13 protein-coding genes are annotated in these 21866 nt (G+C 39.3%); all 13 read right to left on the bottom strand.

What is annotated here, in order from left to right; genetic code table 11:
- Positions 1-75 precede the first annotated feature (75 nt).
- Complete coding sequence (locus tag K8P02_RS04335) at positions 76-1830, bottom strand: DUF4886 domain-containing protein (RefSeq protein WP_025868127.1); 1755 nt, start codon at positions 1828-1830, stop codon at positions 76-78.
- 43 nt (positions 1831-1873) lie between these two features.
- Positions 1874-3697 carry an FAD-dependent oxidoreductase gene (locus K8P02_RS04330; protein ID WP_223382055.1) on the bottom strand — a complete coding sequence of 608 codons (1824 nt, stop codon included), beginning with the start codon at positions 3695-3697 and terminating at the stop codon, positions 1874-1876.
- Positions 3684-4883: an alginate lyase family protein gene (locus K8P02_RS04325; RefSeq protein WP_025868126.1), complete on the bottom strand. Its 1200-nt coding sequence runs from the start codon at positions 4881-4883 to the stop codon at positions 3684-3686. Before K8P02_RS04325 ends, K8P02_RS04330 begins: the two co-directional genes overlap by 14 nt.
- Before the next feature lie 31 nt (positions 4884-4914).
- Positions 4915-6102 (bottom strand): glycoside hydrolase family 88 protein, encoded by a 1188-nt coding sequence (locus K8P02_RS04320; protein ID WP_025868125.1) that lies wholly within the window; start codon positions 6100-6102, stop codon positions 4915-4917.
- A gap of 3 nt (positions 6103-6105) precedes the next feature.
- The gene (locus K8P02_RS04315; protein WP_025868124.1) at positions 6106-8262 is read right to left on the bottom strand and encodes a cellulase family glycosylhydrolase; all 2157 of its coding nucleotides are present in this window, start codon (positions 8260-8262) and stop codon (positions 6106-6108) included.
- A 110-nt stretch (positions 8263-8372) separates the two neighbouring features.
- Positions 8373-9554 carry a leucine-rich repeat domain-containing protein gene (locus tag K8P02_RS04310; RefSeq protein WP_223382053.1) on the bottom strand — a complete coding sequence of 394 codons (1182 nt, stop codon included), beginning with the start codon at positions 9552-9554 and terminating at the stop codon, positions 8373-8375.
- A 449-nt stretch (positions 9555-10003) separates the two neighbouring features.
- On the bottom strand, positions 10004-11179 hold the full coding sequence (locus tag K8P02_RS04305) for a glycoside hydrolase family 5 protein (protein WP_223382051.1): 1176 nt from the start codon (positions 11177-11179) through the stop codon (positions 10004-10006).
- A 31-nt stretch (positions 11180-11210) separates the two neighbouring features.
- Positions 11211-14018 carry a glycosyl hydrolase 115 family protein gene (locus tag K8P02_RS04300; RefSeq protein ID WP_223382049.1) on the bottom strand — a complete coding sequence of 936 codons (2808 nt, stop codon included), beginning with the start codon at positions 14016-14018 and terminating at the stop codon, positions 11211-11213.
- Positions 14019-14048: 30 nt separating this feature from the next.
- Positions 14049-14738, bottom strand: a complete 690-nt coding sequence (locus tag K8P02_RS04295) for a polysaccharide lyase family 7 protein (RefSeq protein ID WP_002561802.1) — start codon at positions 14736-14738, stop codon at positions 14049-14051.
- Between the two features lie 69 nt (positions 14739-14807).
- Complete coding sequence (locus K8P02_RS04290) at positions 14808-15920, bottom strand: glycoside hydrolase family 88/105 protein (RefSeq protein ID WP_025867989.1); 1113 nt, start codon at positions 15918-15920, stop codon at positions 14808-14810.
- A gap of 22 nt (positions 15921-15942) precedes the next feature.
- The gene (locus tag K8P02_RS04285) at positions 15943-18237 is read right to left on the bottom strand and encodes a glycoside hydrolase family 3 N-terminal domain-containing protein (protein WP_025867990.1); all 2295 of its coding nucleotides are present in this window, start codon (positions 18235-18237) and stop codon (positions 15943-15945) included.
- Positions 18238-18329: 92 nt separating this feature from the next.
- The gene (locus tag K8P02_RS04280) at positions 18330-19658 is read right to left on the bottom strand and encodes a trehalase family glycosidase (RefSeq protein ID WP_223382048.1); all 1329 of its coding nucleotides are present in this window, start codon (positions 19656-19658) and stop codon (positions 18330-18332) included.
- Positions 19655-21862, bottom strand: a complete 2208-nt coding sequence (locus K8P02_RS04275; RefSeq protein WP_002561806.1) for a glycoside hydrolase family 3 C-terminal domain-containing protein — start codon at positions 21860-21862, stop codon at positions 19655-19657. Before K8P02_RS04275 ends, K8P02_RS04280 begins: the two co-directional genes overlap by 4 nt.
- Between the last annotated feature and the right edge of the window lie 4 nt (positions 21863-21866).

The raw sequence follows: 21866 nt of genomic DNA, 5'->3' as shown, positions 1-21866 counted from the left end.
TTCGTTGACTAATTGGCACATTCTTTTAATCAAGTCTAAGGCGATGTTCATCTCCTTCCAATAGTATCTGAACAATTATCTTCCCCATAGTTTCAAGTCATCCCAATATATTAGTAAAGATTTATTCTTCGACTTCATATAATTGGCGATCTCTTTTGAAGTATAAAGTTTTAATGGATTAAAATCCGTAATTCCGTCAGGTGATGGATCCTGACTATTATGTGTATAATTGGTTATATCAAAAACAGTTTGTTTATCTCCCCCTTTTGTCTCAATAGTCATGTAAAAACGTCCATTCTCTCTATCTCCTTCTTTACAATAATACTCCAAAGTAAACCATTCGCCAATAGGTACTTTTACTTCAGTATTCTTCTCTAACCAAAGGGTTTTAAATCGCTTATCAGCAGGTAATCTACGATCAATATCCTGTGCATCCACTTTAAAATAAAGTTCCCCTTTACCCACAACAGGTTTAGTTATTCCCAAAGTAACACGCCCGCCAAAAGGAACCGTTGGCCGCCAGGCAACATTATTCCATAATTCAACAATTGTAAACCAATTGATAACATCCGGATAATTGCAAAGCTCTCTTAGATCCTCATGCAAATAAACTCTCATTGATTGCGTAAACTCCCTCAATCCTTTTTTAATTCCATAAAAATCACATTGTATTCTTGCTTTCTCCGTCGTATCGGTCATCCAGGGTTCTTTTATAAGAAATTGTAAAACCCTGTTATGTGAGTTAACCGGGTCAGATACTATACTCGCCAGACGTTGAGTGGAATCACCTTTCGTATAAGTGACAGAAACCCGATCCATAATTGATTCGATATCTATTTCCCAATCGCTTTTTATCAACATATTTTCCTTCCCTACGATATGATGGTTATATTGTCCGGCAGGTATTATGGTTACATTATCTTCAAAACCGGACTGAAATAACAGAAGTTCACTTCGCTTTAAATGTTGATTAGGTGCATCCGGACATTTAAAAGCTAACATGGGAGATATTTGTTTAGGATTTTGTAATGCCAGATGTGCTGCATTTTGAGCAATAGTTATCTGACAGGTATTAAAATAACCCGGTATAAAACGATTTCCAACCGGAGAGGCACCAGTAAGAGCTTCATACCAAGTACAAGCCGCTGTATATTTTCCAATCTTATTCAAATGAGAACCATCCCTATTAAAAGTATCTCCCAAAACACTTGTACGTGCATTCTGAATAGCCGTTCCCGAAGGAATTATCATGTCAATCCCAACAGAATCCGCAGCTGACCATACAGATTTGACAATAGCCCCATACATATCTATCTGTTTTCTATTATAGGTATCAAAAGCCGGTTTTGAGGAACTTTGAGAATATGCCCAGGTTTGATGCATGGCAAATCGGACCTGCGGATTAGTAGCATGTTGTTTAACGTAATCTACAAGATATGTCAGATATGGAAAATAGCTGGATAACACTCCCGATAGAGTGCTTACCTGTTGGAACGTAATATAATCCCACTTTTCATCCTGAATACATTGTAATAATGTTCTCTTAGAAATAGTCTTTTTACTTCCTGCTATTTTTCGATAAGAATACACCGGCAGATCTTTTTCTATATTTTCCCAATGTTTTTCTAAAGAACAGCCACCGATAAAAGCATTTGCAACTGTTATTTCAGTACCTCCTTCCGTACTCAAACCATCCAGGAATTCCTCAACAGCATCCGCTGAAAAACTATTTCCGATAGCAAGAACTTTCACCGACTGTTGGGCAAAAAGTGAAAAGCTGACAGCAGAAAATAATAAATATAAGTTCAGTAGTATAATTTTATTTTTCATTCTAACACCTTTTAAAATTAAACATCTTATCTGTAAGGCTCAATCATAATACACTATCAAGCAATTCTTTCAGATGATTTATATATAACTGACGGGGAGAACAATGATTCTTTGAGCACAAAAAGGCTGCCAATCCTATTACTTCCCCCATCATTCCGGTAGTACGTTGTACACGTACTGTACCCAATGCAATATGAGTGACACTAATGTTACGTCCCGCCATAAACAAGTTTTCTATATTACGTGAATACAAACAACGATAAGGGAAAGTATACACATCCTTCCGCTTATCCGGATGGACTGCATATGCTATAAATTCTTCTCCGGGAAAATACTTCGAATTTCGTTTGTCCGGATAATGTAAATCAATTCCCCAGGTAGCAGTAACAATCGCATCCGGATAATCCACTTTATTCTTAACATCTATACCTGTCAATAAAACATCCCCAATTAAACGGTATGATTCGCGTTTACCTGCATTATAAGATAAATACGCTAGTTTGTACTTCCCATATTTATCCTTCATATAAGTTTTGAGGTATGCCCAATTGCCATAAATAGCTCTGAAATTATGATCCCGAATCCGTTCGGCATCTTCTACCGTATGAAAATTCCCGAATCCGGTTTCCCAGTTCCAGACCGACTTTGTCAGTTCAAAATGATAATCTGAAGTAAATTTCAACATCCATTCTTCTATCGGAAATTCAGAAGCCTCATCTGTTAACGTAGCATACCACTGATTGGAGGTTCCCATAGTCAGTCCATCCGGCTGTTCCGGAGCCTCCGGTTCACCTGTCTGCGCTCTACTTTCACGGCCGTAAAGATGATCAGCACCGGCTAATAAACCTAAAGAAGCATCTCCTGTACAATCTGCAAACAATTGACCTCTAAAATGGTGTATCTCCAATGTATTTGTATTTATAGCCTTTACTCCGCTTATTACAGCCCCATCCATATCGGCCGCATATACATGCATATTTTCAAATAAGGAAATATTCTTTTCATTTTTAACAATCTTCCACCTCCAGTCATCTCTATATGTAGAAGCATCTTTATTACCTACCCCGGCAAAGCCATTATCTATCTCTCTCATAATAGCACCAATCTTTGAATATCGGTTTTTAAAGAGATCTCCATCTGTAGGAACTCTTATCTCCGAGCTGCTGTTGCCACCTAATACGGGACGGTTATTAATCAATGCTACTTTTAATCCTAATCTCGCAGCCTGTACAGCAGCACATATCCCGGCAACTCCCCCTCCAACGACAATAAAATCATATTCACCCTCATCATACGGAGTCGGTAACCGAAGCATTTCCTGTCTGAATAGTCGCAATCTTTCCGGATCATCGGGCAATTCAATATCTTTGGATTTTGAGAAAAACAGAGCATCACACCTTCCGTCAAAACCTGTCAAATCTTTCAAACGAACTTCCGTTAGTTGTTTATTTATACACACAGTTCCACAGTGATACCATTTCCATTCAGCGTCTCCTGACGCTCCAAGTGTTTGTTCCAACTCTTCTCCATCAATTGTTATCCTGAATTTACCAGGTCCTTTCGGATAGGGTGCCCAATCTTTTGTCCGTACCCAAACATAGTAAATGCCTGTTTGTTGAAAAAACACCTCGGTTACAGCATCCTCTACCGCCTCCCCCAAACCATGGGCCAACAAATAAGGTGAGCCCATCTGATCGATAAACTGAGTATCTACCGACCAGCCCCCTTTATTCTTAAAAAGTTCGGCCTCTACCAAAACAGATTGGCAATGGGCTGTCATTATCATCCCCCACAAAAGAGATATGCATACAAACATAAACCTTTTAATACGGATACCCGTTTCAAGATATTTTTTAGATCCAATCATACTTCAAACTTTTTCCATACAAAGTCTGTAAATGCCTGACGGCTTGCATCAGAACAGTTGAGTCATATTTTTTTGCCGCCCTTTTCATCATTGGCAAAGCGATCTGTTCCGTTTGCTCATTTTCACGCACACTTCCCCACTCCCACTCTTTCTGCCCGGAAAGATAAGGAGCCAAAAACAAATAAGCAGATTGCAAATTGTGTCCATCAGGCGTTTTATAATTCCAAAGATCTTCCCCAATACGTTCTCCGCATTCTGCCAATACAGTAAAAGCTCTCAAGCCGTATACCGAATAAGAAAAAGCCCAATCACGTTTCATTTCATGTGGCAGACTACCATTAAGCGCAATCTGTTCCCGTATCTGCTGCTTTCCAAATTCAACCATTTCTCTTACATACTCCAGCTCGCCCGTATACAGAGAATAAGCGGCTATTTGTGCAGAGTACCAAGTGCCATGGTTATTTTGCGCTTTCTTTTCCTGTATCCCGAATTTACTGGTACGCAACCACTGTACATAGTCAGAGAACCATTGTTTCAAAGCTGTATCATCTTTACCAGTCCAGCTTTCAGACAATGAAAGTAACTTCACACAATCTGTCATTTCAACCAATGTCACTCCAAAAATAATACCGATTGCCATTCCTTTATAAACTCCGGGAAGAGCAGATGCACACTCAAAATGTGGATTCATCCGGGTATCTTCATTAATAAACCACACCCGCAGCAACTGAGTTGCTTTCTTCGCATACCTTTCATCCTGAGAGTAAAACCAGGCAAGACTCAGTAACTTAATTCTATCAACCGTATTATTATACCTGGCAAGATCAAATTTCGGACCGTTCGCTTCCGGATTAATACTACAGTCCTTTCGAATATAAGGCATACCGTCGACACTTTTCGGATTAGGCCATGCATATTTTCCAATCGCATAAAAATCGTGTTTATCTCCCGAAGGGGGAAGCATACCATCCGTCACTGTCTCCGGTTTCAATGTAAGACAGGCATCCGCTTCTTTTATCAAATCATTGTAGGACTTAATAAGTGAACTTTCTCCTTTTTTTATACCATCCCTCGTCTCTGTAAGTTCTGAGAGGTCAAAACCTATCATAGGCGAAGGCTGTTGGGCAAATACACACTTAACTCCGAAAAAACAAGCAAATAAAAAAGAATAAAATATATATTTCATACGTAAATTCATTTATCTCGGTTTTATAAATCTATTCGGACTTTACTTTCCGGTAGCGCAATAAGGCCTCAACATAATAATAATCAGCATAAGTGAGAGGAACATCGACTTCAGAGTGTTCCATCAAACTCCCGACCGAGTGTTTTAAGATAAAGTTGCCGTTCGTACCCGGCTCTGCCAGGTATTCGGGAGAAGTAAGTGTTTTCAATTGTGTCTCAGCCATCATAAGACATTTCCGGGACAGTTCACCCTGAATCATCGTGCTTAACTCAATGAAAGCAGAAGCCATTATAGCTCCGGCAGAAGCATCACGATAAGTATCCGGTATATCAGGAGCATCATAATCCCAATATGGAATACCATCTTCGGGCATACGCGGATGAGTTAAAATGTAATTTGCAACTTTCTTCGCATGCGCCAAATAATGCTTTTGTTGCGTTTCTCTATACATCATAACATAACCATATAAAGCCCAGGCTTCTCCCCTCGACCAGGAAGATTCGTGAGAATAACCTTGCCGGGTATGCTTCTTTTCCGGTTGTCCGGTGATAGTATCATAAGATACCACATGCCAGCAACTATAATCCGGCCGAAAATGATTTTTCAAAGTCACATCCGCATGAGAACGGGCTATTGCGGCAAAACGCGAATTATCTGATTTTTTTGAAGCCCACTCAAGCAATTCCAGATTCATCATATTATCGATAATAACCGGATACTGCCATACCGCCCTATTAAAATCCCACGAACGAATGACTCCGATATGATCCTTATAACGGGTAGACAAAGATTCCGCACCTTTTAATAACACCTGTTTGTATTTTTCATTACCAGTCAGACGATATCCATTACCAAAACTACAATACAGCATAAACCCTACATCATGATTTCCCTTATTATACTTCTCCTTTTCCACCCGGGAAGTATAATCACAAGCATACTCTTTCAAAAGAGTATCACCCGTTGCCTCATACAGATACCAAAGTACTCCCGGAAAAAAGCCACTGGTCCACCACTTCGAGTCCGATGTGATGAGTTTTCCTTCTTTATCAAGTGTTCTCGGCAATAAAGTCTTTTGTTCCCATATGGATTTTGCCATTAATTTAGATTGTTCTACAGAAACAGACAGCCCTTTCTCAATAACTGCATCCATTTCATCTTTCCCAGTGCAACCCATCAAAATCGCAATGAACAACAGTGCCAAAATTTCTTTTCTCATATATCAGTCCAGTTTACTTAACTTATAACTGTATTTTCCGTCAACAATCAGAATATAAAATCCTTTGGCAAAATGAGAGGTGTTGATATCAATATCGGAACAAGTTTCTTTTTCCAGAATTTTTATACCAGATAAAGTATACATCTTAACATTATTCTGAACCCCTTTTATCGAAACAAACTCGGAAAATATAACGGGGGATACTCTAATCTCCTCCGGATATTTTACATTAGAAAGTGAAGTCTCACTACCACCATCCGGAATAATCAAAGTCGTGTTACCTGACACTGCACCATCCAAACCTACGGCAAACTGTAATGCTCCATTAGCTTCACCCGTATCATATTGATAAATACTTTCATTAATTGACTTCCCGGTAGAATAAGCACAAGGAGTCCATGAATAACATCCGGTGCGTGCTTCTATTTCTGCGGACCAAATCCACGCTGTATCATTTTTTTCGATGACATGCCCTGTAGAAGGAAATAAATTGAATTTAGTACCTCGTCCACGGGTCGTTTCATCAATCACCCGTTGATCCCGGATATTCCCACTATTATCCAATATACCAAAATTAGCTTTCCACCCCCAAATAGAAAATGCAATGTCATTCTCCCGAAAAATTTCTGCCACATCATGTATCCACCTTTGTTTAACTTCTTTATTCGTATTGCTGATACAACCATATTCAGAACAATACAGCTTCAACCCTAATTCAGTTGCACGATTTATGGCAACTTGCATCTGTTGCTTCAAAATAGATTTATTATAAAAACCATTATAATAATTCACCACACTCTTATGTTTCTCATTTTTAATAGCATCCACATCCTTTTTAATAACAAGTTGCCCCGGATAATGTAAAGGAATAACCAAATCTTTCAAACCATCCATCCAACTGGCCTGATAATGAGTAAGCAGGTGCGGTGAATAAAAATGAAAAGCAAGGATTAACTTCTTATCGTTTTCAGGAAGAGTTAATGTAGACAATGCACTGGCCGAATTGTGACTGATGCCTCCTACTATTAAATAACGATCCGGTTCGCGTTCACGTATCTTGGCAATAATTCGCGCCGACAAATTATTCCACACATCAGCATTCGGTGCGTTGGCTTCATTCAGAAGTTCGTACGCTAACAAACCAATCGGATAATGTCCGAATTCCTGTGACAGTTTATCCCAAATATTAACCAGTTTATCCTGTTCCGCCTGTTCTTTCCATAATATAATAGAGTTCTTATCATCATTGAAATAGTGCGAGCGGGTAATATGCATATCTAATATAATACGCATATTATATTCCTTGCACCATGCTATAGCATCGTGAATAAGCTGCTGGGTTTCCGGATTAAAGTTCAAATCTGTATCAAAAACTTCTTTTTCATCAACAGGCAATCGTATATGATCATATCCCATATCTGCCAATTTTTTTAGATCTGTTTTCTTAAAGTAATTAATTGCACTTCCTCCCCGGTTACTCGTCTGCGAGAGCCACACTCCGATATTCACTCCGGAACTAAAATCAAATTTATCATCCGAAAAATTGGGTATTGCGTTATGAAGCACAAATTCATTTTGCAGGTTTGTACGTGCATTAGCCGGCTCATTAGGCTTTCCTCCTACTAAATAAATATTCTCTTCACTGAAAGCACCAGCATTCGTCCTTTTCCCTTTGCTCTTATCAATAACTTTCAATACTACAGGATATTTTTCATCCCGAATCGTTATTTCAGTTGTCCCGGTCACTTTCCCCGAAGCATCTACATTAAAAGTCAGCTCATCTTTCTCTCCGTAGTAAGCAACCACTTTGTTCAAACTATTATAACCTGCCGACTTCATACATGGCCGCCAGGAATGTTCACCTACAGGAGCCTGAATCGTAGCCTGCCAAATCCAGGCAGTATCATTCTTCACCACTTCTCCTGTAGTTCCCGGCATTTTAAACAGAGGATAATACCATTTTCCTCCTCCTTGTCCCTGAAACTTCAGTTCCTCACTCAAACCGGCAACTATATTCTTCTCATCCAGACTGATATCATTACTTGTTCGTACTCCGAATGTCTTATCAACTACCCTAAGCGTAACCGGATAGTTTTGTGCAAGTAAAGTGGCCGAAACAGAGAAGATAAAAAACAGAGAGATTATTTTTTTTATTTTCATACTTTGTATAATAAAAAGAGATAAAATTAAAAGCAAAAAGATAGTAGCTAACGGCTTCACTTTTATTATGAAGCCGTTAGTATGAATCTGTTTACCCCCAAAAAACTAATTTATTTCTTTATAAACTTAACTGTAGTATCATCGTTTAATTGCAGAAAATACATACCATTTACCAAATCGGAAACATCAAAAGTAAGTGTTCCCTCAGGATGCAAGTTTTTCACCACAGTTCCTGCCAAGTCTATTATTTTTATACTTTTTATCATAGCAGCATCCTGAATAGAAATAGAAATTGTGTTCACCACAGGATTCGGATATATACCAATAGCAGTAATTTCTGTATTTTCAATTCCCGTAGGTGGTTCCAAAACATCATAAATATCCATTTGATTCCACGGTGCCACAGCTTCATAAGCAGCTCTGGAACCTTTAGGGATATATAAAATCACTTTTCCCAATTCTATACCAGTAAAGGCATCTGCTGTTGTCTCCGGAGGAGTCATGCGATTTAACTCAATATCATTCAGCATTTTCTGATTCTTAAATGCATTGGAACCTATTTTTGCTAACTTCTCATACATCGTTAATGAAGTTAATGAAACAGGCCGGGTATTAGCATTAAAAGCAGAACTTCCAATCTCTGTAATACCCTCCGGAATATAAGAGATTGCCACAGAGGTCTGAGCAAAAGACAGAGCTCCAAGCACTCCCTCCAATCCTGCCGGTAGCTCCTCCAATGATTTCATAGCATAAGCCTGATAAAAAGTATATCCTTCAATCGTCTTCAGACCTTCAGGTAATTTTTCCAGATCGAGACTACCACAACCTGTAAAACATCCCTCTCCCAATTTAACCAAAGTATTAGGCAAATTAATTTTCTTCATCTTACTAAATTTCCGGAAAGTACGTGGACCAATAACCTTTAAACCAGCCGGTAATACCACTTCTTCTACCTGCATTCCGTTACCTTTTATATCAAATGCTCCTACACTTGCTCCTTCTTTATTACCAGGAGTACTGTCATTTTCAAATTTAGCAGTACTTAAATCCAACTTTTTAAGAGAAATAGTAGGAAACTTTGCTGCAATTGCCGAACAATCTTCATAAGTTACATTGGCATCTCCATTAATGATCAAAGTCTGAATCTCTTCTGCTCCGGTAGTTCCTAAAGCCGCATTTATTTCAGCTTCCATGGCCCCTGCCGTGGTATGAGTTACTGTTAATTCCTGCTGTGCGTTAATCCCCGTCGCTACAAACATTGAAATAGCCAAAAGTGTAATTTCTTTTTTCATAATAAATTTAATGATTAAATAAAAGAACAATTTTTAAATATAATAGAGGTTGCAACACTATATCGTTATTTTAAGAAGGTGCGTGTTCTAATAGTAGACAGGCCTTTTATATCTATATTACAAACAAAGGATATAAATGTAATCACTATCTAACAGTTATTTTTCAGATATTCGAAAAAATAGCTTAATAGTTCGAATCTAACAAGTATATACTTTAATCAATTATAATCCTATATATGTAGTAATCGATTATACATAATCTTACTATACAAAAGTATACTTCTTTACCCTCACAACATCCGGATGTTTTGCACAACAACATCCGGGTGTTGTTATATAAAACATCCGGGTGTTGTCTGGCTAATACCTAGAGACGAATATCGGCAGAGTATTATTCAATTGTAGTGAGAAAGTATATAAATCTACTATCTTCGTTTACTCTTCCTTATTTATTGGGTTAATACATCTATCACACGTTGGTCTTTAGCCGTACCGTTATCATTCATTATACCAAATCCGGCTTTATATCCCCATACGGAAAATGCAACATTATGTTCTTTACAGATGGCTGCCACATCACTCATCCAGTTCAGTCTTACCGTAGGATCTGTATTCTCTATACAGCCCACTTCGCCAATATGTATCTGTAATCCGGTTTCTTTCGATTTATCCAATGCGATTTGTATCTTTTCCGTCAAAACAGCCTTGTCATAATATTCATTATAATAATTTACGACCCGAAGATTTTCAGAGTCCCGGATGGTATCCACATCTTGACGGGATACCAATTGTCCCGGATAATGTAATTTGATAGTCAATCGTTTTAATGCCGGCCACCATCCTGCCTGATAGTGCGTTAATAAATGAGGAGTATAAAAATGTACTGAAAGTATAATATTCGGATCACTCCGGGGAATTTCAAGTGTACTCAATGCCCCTATCGAACTATGGCTACTTGCATCAAGCACAATCATCCGATCCGGTTCCAATACGCGCAATTCATTAATCAACCGGGAAGACAGTTTATTCCATTGTCCGGGAGTATCCGGAACCGATTCATTCAGAAGTTCATATGCCAAAAGGCTGTTGGGGTATTGATTAAACTCAGCAGACAGTTTTTTCCACATATCGGATAGTTTATCCTGCTCAGCTTTACTACTCCACAAAGTCATATTTTCCGTATCATTAAAATAATGAGAACGAAGAATATGAAGGTCAAGAATAACACGCATATTCAAATCTTTACACCACTCAATAGCTTTATGAATCAGTCTACGTTCTTTTTCTTTCCATTCCCCCTTTTCCGTGAAGATCTCAACCTCGTCTACCGGTAAACGGATATGGTCGAATCCCCAGCCTGCCAACTTCTGCGCATCTTTTTTAGTAAAGAAAGCATCTACTCCCACTTTCCGCGTAGAAGTTTGTGACAACCAACCACTAATATTTACTCCTTTAAGTATTTTAAAAGAATCGTGTTCCCAATCAACTTCGGGCAATACAGAGTCCTCCAGGCCTGTTTCGTCCAAAGTATTATCATCATTCCCACAAGAAATAATCCCCAACAAAAGCACACATCCCATCAAAATACAACCAATCAGATGAGTACGGTAAGTTCTTCTTTTCATCGTTCATTATTTTAAATTTGTATTTAGCACTCTATCTGACAGGAAACTGATAAAATTTTCGTTCCACATCAAAATCTAACATTAATTGATCAATAACTACATCATTATCCAATGCCTTGATACGAATGATGTGTCTTCCGGGAGTATCAAGCTGAAAGAAGGTTTCTTTCAAGGTTTGCTCTCTCAGAACATTTGTTTTCCACTCTTCGGTCCCTATTACAGCATCATAGGTTACAATCCGGGAAGGTAGTTCATCCACAGAAACCGAATATCGGAGATGACCTCCATTTACAGCATGTCCGGGCAATAAAGCAGTACGCAATACTGCGTTACCAGAAGATGCAGTATACACTTCGTAAGTCAATGTTCTACCTTTTGGAAGCAGTACGGCCGACTGGCTGTGTCCAAGTCCTTTTATTATTTGAGCATCCGGTTCTCCGTTGTAATCCGACGCATTCCATGCAATCATTCCCCGTGTCTCAGCTTTTACTCCGTCAGGTAACCGAGCAAACGATATGTTAAAATCATAAGTTTGCCCGTCCACCTGTAAACGGAATTTCTGCTTTGTGTTTTTCAATAGTTGTACTTTCTCCTCTTTCACCTTCAATGCCAGAGTCTTTTCATATAGTAAATCCCGCTCTTTCTCTATAATATCCAGCCATACCGGTTGTTCAATGACTTTCCAGTCAATCTTCCGGTTTCCCCGGCTGAATAAGGAAAAAAGTAACTCTGTATCCCGTCCCAAACTCCATAGAGGAAGTTCTGTTACCCTATCCGGCACCAAAGGTCCTATGTACCCATCCATCCAGATTTCTGCCGGAAGCAAATGATTCCTCTTTACTTCATCCGGTAAGAGCGGCGCTTCAAAAACAGGTAGTTTACGAGGAGCCATGTCCATCATTCCATCCCATTTCCCATTCTGAATATCTTTATTATATGTCCTTGTCAAAGCTGCTATTTCATTGTATGCTTCACGGCTTTTACGGGTATATTCATTGGCCGCCGGATAGTAATATGTTGCAAATAAACGGGCTTTTTGAGCATACAAATGTTTACGATTCATTGCCGATGCAGCAAGAACCGGATATTGTACCAGTTCAAAGTAAGCATCTTTACGGGATAAAGGGACCTGTTCGGCACATGCAAGTACGGATTGCACCATAGTTTCATAACAGTCCACTCTACTTTGAAGCTCGTCTCCAAACATAAAAGGATTAAATTCGCTATCCTGCACTTCGGTCATTCCCCCTTTACGTTTAGCTTTTTGATACTCCTGTACTTTGCTCCAGCCCATAAATTCCGGTTTACGAATACCTGCCAAATGAAAATACTCTTCAAAGACTTTTGTCAATGGCCCGGCCAGTGACTTTCCGAACTCACGATTCAACCATTGAGTCATATGTTCCGAAATTGTATTTGGACAGATACTATTAATATTCCATGCCATATCAAGAAAAAATTCGATACCATATTCGGCTGGTTTTATATCACCGACATTTAATATCCACAACTTACGTACTCCATAATCCCAGGCTTGTCGCATTTCTTTATATATTAATGCCGGTTGCGTACTGTATAACCACAAATAATCATGGGGTTTTCCAAAATAAGAAATGTGATAATAGATGCCGGCCCCTCCCTTTCTTTTTTGTTCTTCTTTATCATTCAGCCGGGTTATATAACCATAATTATCATCACACCACACAATCGTTACATCTTCCGGTACTTTAAGACCGTTATTATATATATCAAGCACCTCTTTATAGGGCATGAAAGCCTGAGGAATCCGGGTAATATCGGTTTCCAAAGATTGAGTAAGCAAAGTTCTCTGGTCAGCTATCACCTGGGACAATACCTGTGTCTGTTCGTCCAAGCTCCCGGTACCCTGCATTTTACCATCATGAACTCCACGCATCCCGATAGTATATATATTTTCCGAATGCTTCAACTCATTCAGACGTTCCATCCAAAAGGTTTGTACTTCTTCCTTGTTAGTCACATAATTATATGCTTCTCTCCGGGTTTTATCCCATTCACCATTTGTGTTTCGCATCAATGGCTCACAATGGGAAGTCCCCATTACGATGCCATATTTATCAGCCATCTCTCTGGCACCGTCGATAAAGTAAAAAGGAGTGGAACAACCATGCATTGCCGGCCATAAAGTGTTTGCCCGCAAACGAAGCAATAATTCAAAAACTTTTTCATACGTTTTTGTCCCAAGTGTAGTATGAGGTTGAGGATCAAAATTTTTCGTACTCCAGGGAACTAATCCCCAATCTTCGTCATTAATAAAGAAACCTCGAAACTGAACCGAAGGAGACTGTACATTTTCATATCCGGCAGGAAGTACACACGATTTACGCTTCTCAATAGATACATCAGCCCACCAATACCAGGGAGAAACACCCATAATACGTGATAGCTCTAAAACTCCATAGGCTGTCCCACGAGCATCACTTCCTAATACAAGTAAATATTGTACGTCTTTTCGTTCCACTACTTTTATTTTAAAAGCTTCCCATTTACCTGCAATATCATCTGTGGGAATATTCCAGTCGGACAAATAGCAGTCAAAAGAAGATTCTTGCCCCAAAGTCCCAATCAGAAGCCGGGCATTCCTCAACAAATCAGTCTTTACCGGTAGTTGTCCGGACACGGCTTCCATATCATCAATAAATAAATTTACAGCAGTATGAACTACATCGGCCTCATTCTGTGAATGATATACCGTCAGCGGAGTAGATGTACTCACTAACTCAAATCCCCACATATTATTCGGTACGATTACACATCCCAGCACAAGCAACAAAAATCTCACAACAATCATTTTCATCATCTTCTTATTTATACAGTTTAATTACCTCTATTATGGTTTGAAATAATATTTGATATTCTTTATTTTTACCTCGCTTACTTCACTTACCGTTGAATAAACCCCACATTTAAAATAATAAGAAGGAGCATCTTCCTTCACTCTAAAAGAACGGATTAATTTACCATCCACATAAACATAAATCTGACGTTCTGTAAACATATGCACTACATTCAGATGTACCCACTTATTGTAGACAGGAGAAACAATATCATGAGAATCATGCCACTTCAATGTTCCTCCATTCTCTTCATAAGCTTTAATATTAATAGCAACAGGATAACCAAATATTTGCATCACTGCGGTACGATGTGTTCCTTCCACTACATAATAATCGGCTTCAAATTGATGATTGCCTTCTGTATAATCATTTCGCATACGGAGTTCACAACGGGGAGAAGTATGATCACCTTGCTTAAAAGGTTCATCCCCCTTGATTATTTTAAATGTATGTTCGTCATTCTCTTTATCATACGTGTATCTCTCTTCCAGATTTAAATTCCAGGGCTTTTGAATATAATAATCATACGTATGTTCCACCCACCCCGTACCATGCTTAGGTCCATAAAGTTCCGGTATAGGAACATCATTCTTGATCGGTTCATCTTCATCTCCTCCGCAAGCAGACAGTCCTGTAGTAAAACAAAAAAGCATCAACAAACACTCTACCTTTAATAATTTCATAATCAACGAATTAAATTGTAATTAGAAAGATATTACTTAGAATAGCAGATAAAAAAGTAAAATAAATTCTTATCTGTTTACTTCAGTCAAAGAGTATGCACACCATAGCATAGGTGCCTGACCATGAAAATCACCAACAATACGAGGACGATCGTAATAATACTGTTCATCATTCTTCTTACCTGTACCTTTACATACTTCAGTTACATCCCCGTCGGCATTGATGTAAGGAACCAGCCCGGTCCAACCTTTACGAGCCACACTCCCATACACGTTTACATCCAACCAACCATTTCTTACACCTTGGATCATAGCATATACGAACATGGCTGAACCCGATGTTTCAACCCAGATATCCGGCTTATCAATCAGCTGATACCATGTACCCTGGGGATTCTGATAATTCTTTAGCGTTTCCATCATCTTCAGGTATCCTTTCAGAATCCGGGGCCTATCAGGATGTTTTTCAGGTAAATAAGACAACATCTCAGCCAGGCCTACAGCAAACCAACCATTACCACGTGCCCAATAAAACGGAACATCCGGAGCATGATAAAACAGACCATTAGGCTGCTGAATGCTATCTAAATAGGCTACCATCTCTTTGGCAGCACGATCCATGTATTTAGAATCACCCGTCACCTGATAAGCTTTTGACTGTAAAATGGTAATCATATACATATCATCAATCCACATACGTGTCTGCCAGGAAAGCCCCCTCGCGGCATAAGCTCTTTGTTCAGGAGTAGCATCTTCCGGAAGTTCCCATTGTGCATCGGCGTAAGATATACCTAAATCGTAGTATTTCACATTTTTCGTCAAATTATACAATTCAAGAGGGAGACTACCAAACATATTAAAATCAACATGATTCTTCTTTGGAAATAAATGTTTTTCTGTCGTATAAAGTGGTTGAAAACGTGCTTCCAAACGATCTTGTAATTCCTTATTATTCGTCACATCAGCAAATCTCAAAGCTCCATACCAGGTACAGACTTCCGGATAGGATATTAATCTCGGACTCATATGCCCACTCGCCAAAAAACGTTCGGCAAGTTTTAAACCAATCCGTTCCGGATTACATTCTTCGGGAAACTTTGTAAGACACTCCTGAGCATGACATACCGGAAGGAATATCCCCCAAATGATCCATACCCATATAGATTTTGCATATTTCTTCATATAATAATTGTTTAAGTTATTATCATTTGACCATTAATGAAACAGTTTTTAAGTCTTGCTCCCGCGAAGAGGCTCCCACCATTATTTTAAAACTACCAGGTTCAACCTCATATTTCTTTCTCGACGTAAAAAAAGCTAACTTATCAGGAGTGATTAAGAAACTCACCCGTTTCTTTTCTCCCGGGTTTAAAGTTATTCGCTGAAACCCTTTCAACTCCTTCACCGGACGAGTAACCGTTCCATACTCATCCTGTATATACAGTTGAGCAATCTCCGTACCCTGACAAAGACCTGTATTGGCTAATTCAAAAGATACGGTAACTGCTTCATTGGTATGTATGGTATCTTTTGACAAAACCGGATTTCCATATTCAAATGTTGTGTAACTAAGCCCATATCCGAAATGATATAATGGGCCGGTAGTAGTCAATGCGAATTTACGGGAATATTGAGATGCTTTATGGTTGTATACAGTCTGAATCTGCCCGACGCTGCGGGGAAAAGTGATGGGTAACTTTCCGCTTGGATTAACCTTTCCGAACAATATTTCGGCTATAGCCTGTCCACCCATTCCTCCGGGTTCCCAAGCCTCGACAATGGCCGGTATATGTTGCTGTGCCCATGTAACACTCAATGGTCGCCCATTAAGAAGAACCAAAATAACAGGTTTACCCGAAGCATATACAGCTTCCAATAATTCCTGTTGATGAGTAGGTAATTCCAGATTATCACGGTCACAATTTTCTCCACAAGTACGATCACTGTTATACCGTTCAGAATTCTCTCCTACCACGACAATATTAATATCCGCTTCAACAGCTTTCTGTGCAGCAGTCTTAATCAATGAACGATCCATTTTCCTTATTTTATTGGAAAAACAAACCGTATCAATTACAGCATCCGGTACCTGTTGTTGTATTCCTGCCAACACAGTTATCACATTTTCTTCCGGCTGTCGCGTAGTCCAATCTCCCATTATCGTCGGACTATTGGCATTGGGTCCTGTAACAAGAATCTTTTTATACCGCTCTTGTTTCAACGGAAGTAAACAATCATCATTCTTCAACAAAACAATTGATTGTCTTGCTGCTTCTAATGCAGTAGCCTGATGATCCTCTGTATAGATAAGAGAACGGGAAGCCGGAATATCAACCAACGGATTCTCAAACAATCCCAACCGGAATTTAGCCTCTAAGATTTTATAAACTGCTAAATCTATTCTTGTTTCCGGAATATATTTATTCCTGACTGCCTCTATAATCGCTTCCAAGAAGCCATCTCCCTGCATGTGCATATCAACTCCTGCTTTCACGGCCATACGAAACGCTTCTTCTTGGGAAGGAGCATAATGATGCATCTCATGCAAACGTTCGATATCCATCCAGTCACTTATCACAAATCCTTGAAAGCCTAATTCATTTCGCAGAATTTCTTGTAACAGATAATGATTGGCATGACAAGGAACGCCATTCAATTCATTGTGAGCCGGCATAACCGTAGCCACATAAGCTTTATTGATAGCCTCGGCAAAAGGGGACAAATACAAATCGCGTAATTTCTGTTCAGACATATCCATAGGTGCAGCATTGATTCCACCGGCAGGTTCTCCTCCACCTACAAAATGCTTGGCACAAGCCAATACTCCGGAACCATCAAAACCATTCTCTCCCTGTAATCCGAGAATCAGTGCCGTCCCCATCTGTGTCACCAGATAAGTATCCTCTCCAAAGGTCTCTCCTACACGCCCCCAACGGGCATCACGAGCCAATTCAATATTAGGGTTAAAAGTCCAGTGTACTCCTGAAGAGCGCATTTCAACAGCAGTTTGCCGACCTATTTCTTTCAGCAAAACCGGGTTAAAAGAAGAAGCCATTCCAATGGAAGTAGGGTAAACCGTACAACCTCTATGCATACAATTTCCATGAATGGCATCGATAGCTATCAATAAAGGAATTCTCAGACGGCTCTTTCGGGCTATCATCTGCAGGATATTCGCTTCTTCAACACTATATACATGTAAACATGCCCCTACTTTACCCAAAGATATATTTCGGGCTATCCCATTGGATTCCAACAAACTCCGAATAAGAGTATCCGGATCGGTGCTTTCAAATGCAATCGGTTTGTCTTTGCGTCCGTATTGTAATCCTACGTACTGGCACAATTGAGCAACCTTCTCTTCCAACGTCATTTGCCGCATCAGAATACGTACTCGTTTATCTATCGGAAGTGACGGGTCCAGATACCTTTCATCAATCGTCCCCTGACAAAAAGAAGAAAATAGTAACCCAACCAAAAATAATAAAGCGTGTTTCATTTTGGATAAATCTTTAAAGTGTTTTTCCCTTTATATATGTATTACAAACAATAAAGGCTTTTGTAATCAATCCGGGCAAATCATCCCGATCATCATTTGTCTGAAGCTAAATATTGGGAAACCCAGACAAATGTTCCGGCTGTCCAACCAAGCATTGCAGGCAGCTTATACTCGTTTGTAACATTCACATTACCTTCATTCACATTATATTTCTCCCATAGATTACCCGTTGCCTTATAAATATTCACAACAGCCATTTGATATTTTCGGGCAATACGGAATGCTTCTTCCTTATAACCATATCGATCGAGCCCATTTACTGCCAGATAATTCAGTGGTGCCCACCCATTAGGATACGACCATTGATAAACAATCCCATACTCTTTATTCTCACATGCAGATATACCATACCTGAACTCCAATAGACATAATATCGCAGGAATCAGCCGACGCGCCTCTTCATCGGACAAAACTCCATTAAATAAAAGGCTGAATACAGCTGCCGAAAGAACATCGGAACGCTTCTCATTGAAAAAATCATAATCATAATAGAGTCCGCTATTCTCATCCCTACAATATTTCCGTATCAATGCCTTACGTTGCTCCGCTTTCTGGTGCCATTGCCGTGCTTCTTCTCCAAAACCTAATTCTTTTGCAAAAAATTCAAAGTTCTTTTCATATCCATAAAGGTTGGCATTCAAGTCTATCGGACAAAAATGTTCACAACGTGTCTGAAAGCGGGGACTGAAATCCCATCCGGATTCACACTCAGCAATATAGTGAGAGGCCACTTCCATACGTTCTCCATCACTCATTCGTTCTATTTTATCACGAAAGCCATCACCCAAACGCCTTTGTAAAACAGAAAGGATTCTCTTTTTATCAGAAGTGGTTGCTTCATTTGAATATCGGTTCAATCCAATAGGAGTGAGACGTCGTGTCATCCAAAAGAAATATTCTTTTTTCAAACCTGGAAGTACTTTTTTCAACCATTCTTTATCATGAGTCTTCAGATAAATATGTTCTATCATCTTGCTCAGATATGGGGGTTGAGAACGGTTTTCAAAAAAAGTCCGGTTTCCGTTCAACATCTTCCCATAGCGCTCAACCATATAAAGCATATTCTCTACATTCGACTGAGCCAAATCACCATAACCATCTGCTATCAATCCTTCCCCCGTAAAAAAAGTATCCCAATAGTACATTTCCTGAAAAGAGTCATTCATGCTCGGAACGGTATAACGATATGGTAATCCAATCAGGGTTCCCGTATCTTCAGGGCTGAAACGGACCGTTTTATTCCATGAAGCCGCAATGAAATCATGCACTTTTTTTATATCTGCCATAGAAGCACATTGCTGCGCATCGGCTTTATTTCCTAACCCAAGCAACAGCCCGATAAAACATACAAGAAATTTCATTGCCTTACTTTTATCTTTATTATACTCTTTATATCCCTTGAAGAAGCACCACAATATAAAGTATAGTAATCTGGTTCTACAACCCAGGCCTTTCTAACATCATCGAAATAGGCAAATTCTTTCACTGGTATTGCAAGAGATACTTCCTTACTTTCTCCGGGAAGAAGCCTTATTTTATCAAACGCTTTCAATTCCTTCACCGGACGTAAAACAGAAGGCTTATTCTGTCCTACATATAACTGAACAACTTCTGATCCTTCCGATTTACCCGTATTAGTCAAAGTAAAACAGATTCGGACTGTATCACCCGAAAAATATTCCTTCTTATCGGTTGTTACTTTTCCATATTCAAAAGTGGTATAAGACAAGCCATAACCGAATGGAAATAATGCCGGAATTCTTTTAGTATCATGCCAACGATATCCAACCAAGATATCTTCCTGATAAACCACATTCAGTGTATCACCGGGATAAGACTTCTGCCCATAATAATGAGCGCCGTTATCTACCAATTTCTCAGGTATACTGAAAGGTAACTTGCCTGTTGGAATTACGTTTCCTGCTATCACATCAGCAATGGCATGACCGGCTTCCGAACCAAGATACCACGATTGAATCAATGCCGGAACTTTATTAATCCAGGGCATGGCTACTGCATTGCCACTGATTATTATTACACCGACATTCTTATTGACATTCAAGAGTGCTGTTAGCAACTCATCCTGTCTATAAGGTAGATTATAATCCAAACGATCTACCTCTTCACAATCCTGATACAGATTTTTATTCAATCCACCAAAGTACAATACAATATCCGCATCTTTCGCTACATTGACTGCTGCCTGAATTAACGAATCAGCCTTCTGTTGAGGTAACAGATGCGGATGGAACTTACTGGGTCCGGAAGTATACCCGACAGAATAAATAATTTTATCCTCTCCATAAAGTGCCTTCAATCCTTCTAAAGGAGATATTTCTTTTTTTACTTTTAATTCGGAAGAACCGCCTCCTAAAGTCAAAGAACGCACTGCATTATCCCCAATCACTGCTATCTTCTGATACTTCCCGACCGGTATCGGAAAGAAATCCGCTTGATTCTTTAATAAAACAATCCCTTCCTCGGCAATACGACGTGCTACGTTACGATGTTCAGGAGTACTAAAACTACCATAACCACGATTACGATTCATATTGGTACGGAAATTTAATCTTAAAACACGCCGTACTTTATCATTAAGATCCTTCATGGATAACTCTCCGTTCCGTAACTTTGCCAGATATGGTTTTGCCAGATAATAATTATCATATGCCATTTTCTCTGTATAATTCAACCCATCGGTACGGGTTCCCATTTCAATGTCCAATCCATTGGATGCTGCCTCATCCGTATCATGAGTACTTCCCCAGTCGGATACAAACACTCCATCGAATCCCCACTCTCCTTTCAATACCTTATTAACCAGCCAGTCGTTGTGTGTACAATATTGATTCTCATATTTATTATAAGACCCCATTACAGACCATACATGTCCCTTTTCGACTCCTGCTTTAAAAGCGGGAAAATAAATTTCACGCAAAGCTCTTTCACTGACTATAACATTGATACGTTTACGCCAAAGTTCCTGATTATTAGCAGCAAAATGTTTCAGACAAGCTGATACCCCATTCTGTTGCACTCCATGAATATAAGGAACCACCATTTGAGAAGCCAGATATGGATCTTCACCCATATATTCAAAATTTCGTCCATTCAATGGAGTTCGGTAAATATTCACACCTGGTCCCAGTAATACTTCTTTTTTCCGAAACCGTGCTTCTTCTCCTATAGCTTTTCCATATTCTAATGATAATGCAGGGTTAAAGGTTGCCGCCAGACAAGTTAACGCCGGAAATGCCGTACAAGAATCATTTGTCCAACCGGCATGCCCCCAACTGTCCCAACTGATTTCTGCTCTTATTCCGTGAGGACCATCACTCATCCAAAGTTCCGGGATACCCAAACGCGGACAACCAGGTGTACTGAATTTAGACTGCGCATGAATCATAGCCACTTTTTCTTCCAAAGTCATCCGGGACAAAGCATCTTCTACCCGTTGTTCTATACTCTTTGAATCATCCAGATAAACCGGAAGTTTCTCTTGACTCCATACATTAACCCCATAAAAAAAAGAGATAACCAACAATAATTGAATTTTCCGTATCATAATA

This window comes from Bacteroides nordii (assembly GCF_019930665.1).
GTDB classification, from domain to species: Bacteria; Bacteroidota; Bacteroidia; order Bacteroidales; family Bacteroidaceae; genus Bacteroides; species Bacteroides nordii.
This window is presented reverse-complemented; position numbering and strand designations above follow the sequence as displayed.

Bases quoted from the DNA above. Each gene is read 5' to 3' on its own strand.
- K8P02_RS04335 (WP_025868127.1), bottom strand. From the start codon at position 1,830: ATGAAAAATAAAATTATACTACTGAACTTATATTTATTATTTTCTGCT.
- K8P02_RS04330 (WP_223382055.1), bottom strand. From the start codon at position 3,697: ATGATTGGATCTAAAAAATATCTTGAAACGGGTATCCGTATTAAAAGG.
- K8P02_RS04325 (WP_025868126.1), bottom strand. From the start codon at position 4,883: ATGAAATATATATTTTATTCTTTTTTATTTGCTTGTTTTTTCGGAGTT.
- K8P02_RS04320 (WP_025868125.1), bottom strand. From the start codon at position 6,102: ATGAGAAAAGAAATTTTGGCACTGTTGTTCATTGCGATTTTGATGGGT.
- K8P02_RS04315 (WP_025868124.1), bottom strand. From the start codon at position 8,262: ATGAAAATAAAAAAAATAATCTCTCTGTTTTTTATCTTCTCTGTTTCG.
- K8P02_RS04310 (WP_223382053.1), bottom strand. From the start codon at position 9,554: ATGAAAAAAGAAATTACACTTTTGGCTATTTCAATGTTTGTAGCGACG.
- K8P02_RS04305 (WP_223382051.1), bottom strand. From the start codon at position 11,179: ATGAAAAGAAGAACTTACCGTACTCATCTGATTGGTTGTATTTTGATG.
- K8P02_RS04300 (WP_223382049.1), bottom strand. From the start codon at position 14,018: ATGATGAAAATGATTGTTGTGAGATTTTTGTTGCTTGTGCTGGGATGT.
- K8P02_RS04295 (WP_002561802.1), bottom strand. From the start codon at position 14,738: ATGAAATTATTAAAGGTAGAGTGTTTGTTGATGCTTTTTTGTTTTACT.
- K8P02_RS04290 (WP_025867989.1), bottom strand. From the start codon at position 15,920: ATGAAGAAATATGCAAAATCTATATGGGTATGGATCATTTGGGGGATA.
- K8P02_RS04285 (WP_025867990.1), bottom strand. From the start codon at position 18,237: ATGAAACACGCTTTATTATTTTTGGTTGGGTTACTATTTTCTTCTTTT.
- K8P02_RS04280 (WP_223382048.1), bottom strand. From the start codon at position 19,658: ATGAAATTTCTTGTATGTTTTATCGGGCTGTTGCTTGGGTTAGGAAAT.
- K8P02_RS04275 (WP_002561806.1), bottom strand. From the start codon at position 21,862: ATGATACGGAAAATTCAATTATTGTTGGTTATCTCTTTTTTTTATGGG.